Origin of the sequence: Paeniroseomonas aquatica (assembly GCF_030409335.1) — a bacterium.
In the GTDB taxonomy this organism is placed as follows: domain Bacteria; phylum Pseudomonadota; class Alphaproteobacteria; order Acetobacterales; family Acetobacteraceae; genus Belnapia; species Belnapia aquatica.
Map to the genome: position 1 here is coordinate 1 of NZ_JAUFPN010000279.1, position 3,750 is coordinate 3,750.

At 74.4% G+C, this 3,750-nt stretch carries 3 protein-coding genes and 1 pseudogene; 2 read left to right on the forward strand and 2 right to left on the reverse strand.

Translation table 11 applies throughout. The features are described 5' to 3' along the window. Window positions 1–329: pseudogene (locus QWZ14_RS29425) on the forward strand (RecX family transcriptional regulator); the annotation flags it as partial. Window positions 330–353: 24 nt separating this feature from the next. On the opposite strand, the gene QWZ14_RS29430 reads toward QWZ14_RS29425, so the two are convergent. Next, on the reverse strand, window positions 354–1,247 hold the full coding sequence (locus tag QWZ14_RS29430; protein WP_290320628.1) for a dienelactone hydrolase family protein: 894 nt from the start codon (window positions 1,245–1,247) through the stop codon (window positions 354–356). Window positions 1,248–1,302: 55 nt separating this feature from the next. After that, window positions 1,303–2,208, reverse strand: a complete 906-nt coding sequence (locus QWZ14_RS29435; RefSeq protein WP_290320629.1) for a fumarylacetoacetate hydrolase family protein — start codon at window positions 2,206–2,208, stop codon at window positions 1,303–1,305. 188 nt (window positions 2,209–2,396) lie between these two features. Between QWZ14_RS29435 and QWZ14_RS29440 the strand changes: the two genes are divergently transcribed. Continuing rightward, window positions 2,397–3,506 carry a glycosyl hydrolase family 8 gene (locus tag QWZ14_RS29440; protein WP_290320630.1) on the forward strand — a complete coding sequence of 370 codons (1,110 nt, stop codon included), beginning with the start codon at window positions 2,397–2,399 and terminating at the stop codon, window positions 3,504–3,506. Window positions 3,507–3,750 lie beyond the last annotated feature (244 nt).

A 3,750-nucleotide genomic window follows, 5' to 3' on the forward strand; every position in this document is an offset into this window, starting at 1 on the left:
CCCGCGGCGGCCGCTCGCGCCGGGCGATCGCCGCGCATCTCGCGGCCAAGGGCGTCGGGCGGGAGGCGGCGGCGGCGGCGCTGGCCGAGGTGGGCGCGGTCGCCAGCGGGGAGGCCGAGCTCGATGCCGGGCTGGTGCAATGCCGCCGCCGCCGCACCGGGCCCTTCGCCCGGGCGGCGGCGGCCGGCGAGGCGATGCCGCCGGAGGCCCGGCAGAAGGCCCTCGCCGCCCTGGCCCGGGCCGGCTTCGGCCGGGACGTGGCCGAGGCGGCGCTCGACATGCCGCCCGAGGAGGCGACCGACCGGCTGCTGCGGTTCCGCCAGGGCTGAGGCGGCGGGGCCTCGGGGAGGCGCTCAGCCCGCGCCGTGGCCGCGGAACCAGGCGAGCATCCGGGCCCAGGCATCCTCGGCCGCCGCCTTGCGGTAGCTCGGGCGGTAGTCGGCGTTGAAGCCGTGCGGGGTGTCCGGATAGACCCGCAGCTCCACGGTTTTGCCGGCGGCGCGGGCGCGGGCGACGGCGGCCTCGACCTCCGGCACCGGGATGCCGGTATCGGCCGCGCCATAGAGGCCGAGCAGCGGCGCCTTCAGCTCCGCCGCCGCATCGGCCGCGGTGCGCGGCTGGATCGGGCTGGGGGTGCCGCCGACCGGCCCGTACCAGGCGACCGCCACCTTCAGCGCCGGGTTGTGCGCCGCATAGAGCCAGGTGTTGCGGCCGCCGCGGCAGAAGCCGGTGACCGCCAGCCTCGCCGGGTCGCCCAGGCTGCCCGACAGCCCGGTGCCGGTCGCCCAGGCGGCGGCGCTGTCGAGGTCGGCCAGCAGCTGCGCATCGGGGGCCTTGCTGATGACGTCCCGGATGATGGTCGGGACGTCGGTCATGGTGGAGAGGTCGCCGAGCCGGGCATAGAGCTCCGGCGCCACCGCGAGGTAGCCGGCCTTGGCCAGGCGGCGGCAGAGGTCCTTGATGTGCTCGTGGACGCCGAAGATCTCCTCGATCACCAGCACCACCGGGTAGCGGCCGGGCGCCGCCGGGGCGGCGGCATAGCCGGGCAGGCTGCCGCCGGTGGCGGGGATGCGGACCTCCCCGGCGTTCAGCCCGGCGCCGTCGGTGTGGATCACCTGCGCCTCGGCGACCGGCACCGCCAGGGTGAAGCCGACCATCAGCGAGGTCATGACGACGCCGCGCCGCACCAGCGGCGTGGCGGCGAGCGGTGGGCGGGCGAGTCCATCGAGGCCGAGCAGGTCCTGCATGGAGGTCTCCTTCGGAGGTCCGGACGGCATCGCCCGCCGCGTGGGCGGGGCCGGGCTACGCCGCCTGGACGGTATTGGTGAGCGTGCCGATGCCGTCGATCTCGCAGCGGATCACGTCGCCCGGCTTCAGCGTCTGCGGCGGCACCATGGCATAGCCGACGCCTTCCGGGGTGCCGCTGATGATGACGTCGCCCGGGTTCAGGGTGAAGCCGATCGAGAGCTGGTGGATGATCTCGCGCACGTCGAAGATCATCTTGCTGGTATTGCTGTCCTGGCGCTTCTCGCCGTTGACGAAGCAGCGGATGCCGGTGTTCAGCGCGTCCAGCTCGTCGGCCGGGACGATCCAGGGGCCGAGCGGGCAGGAGCGGTCGAGCGACTTGCCCTTGAACCACTGTCCGTAGCGCCGCTGCAGGTCGCGGCCGGTGACGTCGTTGCCGATGGTCCAGCCGAAGACGTGGCCGAGCGCATCCTCCCGGCTGATGTCGGCGCCGGTGGTGCCGATGACGACGGCCAGCTCGACCTCGTAGTCCAGCCATTGCGTCGTGCCGGTATGCGGCGGGATCCAGTCGTCCGGGGCGATGACGGTGTCCGGCGCCTTGGTGAAGAACTGCGGGAATTTCGGCAGCTCGGAATTGGTGATGCCGCGGGTGCGGTCGCCCTCGGCCACGTGGTCCATGTAGTTGCGGCCGACGCAGAAGACGTTGCGGCGCGGCCGGGGGATCGGCGCCAGCAGCCTGGTGCTGCCGGCGGCCAGCACGGCGGCGGGCGGCGGCGCGGCGGCGAGCGCCCTGACCGCGGCGAGGGCGGCGGGGCCGGCCTCGATCAGCGCCAGCATGTCCTGGGTGGCGCCGGCCAGGGCGCCGCCGGTCGCGGCGGCCGAGAGGTCGAGGATGCGGCCGTCCTCGAGGACAGCGCCGACGCGCGGCCCCTTGGCGTCGGTGAAGGTCACGAGCTTGGTCATCTGGAGGTTTCCCGTCGCGGGTTGGCGCGGCGGCAGGGGAACGCGGCGGCGGCGTGGTGGCAAGCCCCCATGTCCCGGCCGGCCGCCGCAGGCCGGGTGCGCGACCGGACAAAACAACAACCATGAGTTGCATTCCTGTTGCGGTGTCGCTATCGTTCCCCCTCGTGCCGCCGGAGGACAGTCGGGCCGTGCCATCCGTGCCGCTGCTGTTTCCGGCTCCGGCCGCCACCGGGCCGGGGGGGCCGACCCGTCGGGGGCTGCTCGGCGGCCTCGGCGGGCTGTGCTGCGCCGCCCCGGCCGCGGCCGCCTCCACCACCGACCTCGACCGGCAGGAATGGCAGGCCTTCCAGGCCCGCTTCATGGCGCCGGAGGGGCGGGTGGTCGATACCGGCAATGCCGGCGTCTCCCATTCCGAGGGCCAGGGCTGGGGCCTGCTCTTCGCGCTCCGGGCGGACGACCGGCCCGGCTTCGAGCGCCTGCTCGGCTGGACCCGGCGTGCCCTGCGGCGGCCGCGGGACGAGCTGCATGCCTGGCGGTACCGGCCGGATGCGGCGATGCCGGTCGACGACCTCAACAACGCCACCGACGGCGACCTCTGCATCGCCTGGGCGCTGCTCGACGCCGGCGAGCGCTGGGGCGTGCCGGACTACAGCGCGCTCGGCGGCGCCATCGGCCGGGACATCCTGCGGCTGCTGGTGCGGCGGGCGGGCGCCTACAGCATCCTGCTGCCCGGGGCGCGCGGCTTCGACCGCTTCGAATCGACCACCATCAACCCCTCCTACTACGTCTTCCCGGCCTTCGCCGCGCTGGCGCGGGCGGTGCCGGACCCGGCCTGGGTGCGGATGGCGGCCGATGGCCTGATGCTGCTGCGGTCCAGCCGCTTCGGCCGCTGGGGCCTGCCGCCGGACTGGGTGGTGGTGAGCAAGGCCAATGGCGCGCTCAGCCTGCCGCAGCGGTGGCCGCCCCGCTTCTCCTACGATGCGGTGCGGGTGCCGCTCTACCTGGCCTGGGCCGGGCTGGGCGCCGAGCCGGCCCTCGGCCATGCGCGCCAATTCTGGACGGACCCGGCGCACCGCTACATGCCCGCCTGGGCCGACCTGGCGAGCAACGCCATCGCGCCCTATGCCGCCCCGCCGGGCATGGTGGCGGTGTCCCGGCTGGCGGCGCTGCAGCGCGCGACGGCCGCCCAGGCGGCGCAAAGCCTGCCCCTGGTGGCGGAGGCGCCCGATTACTACTCGGCGGCGCTGGGCCTGCTGGTGCGCGCCGCATGGGCCGCCGCGTTAACCACAGCCGCTTAAATTGCGCATTCGTGACGAAAACCCATTCCGTTTCCGGAGAAATCGCGGCATGTTGATTCCCTAAAGCAGGGAACTTATTTGAGATGGCGCAAGACCCCGATGTCGCCAGGGTAGCTGCAGCGCTCAAGGCGCCTGGGATCCGCTACCGGAATTTCGGCAACACCCCGGTCCGCCGCCCGCTCCAGCCCGCGGCGCCCGCCGCGGACCCCCGGCCCGAGGCCGCGCCGGCCGCCGGCCTCGCGGC

What these genes read in the sequence shown, in the direction of transcription:
- QWZ14_RS29430 (WP_290320628.1), bottom strand. Translation starts at nt 1,247, where the DNA reads ATGCAGGACCTGCTCGGCCTCGATGGACTCGCCCGCCCACCGCTCGCC.
- QWZ14_RS29435 (WP_290320629.1), bottom strand. Translation starts at nt 2,208, where the DNA reads ATGACCAAGCTCGTGACCTTCACCGACGCCAAGGGGCCGCGCGTCGGC.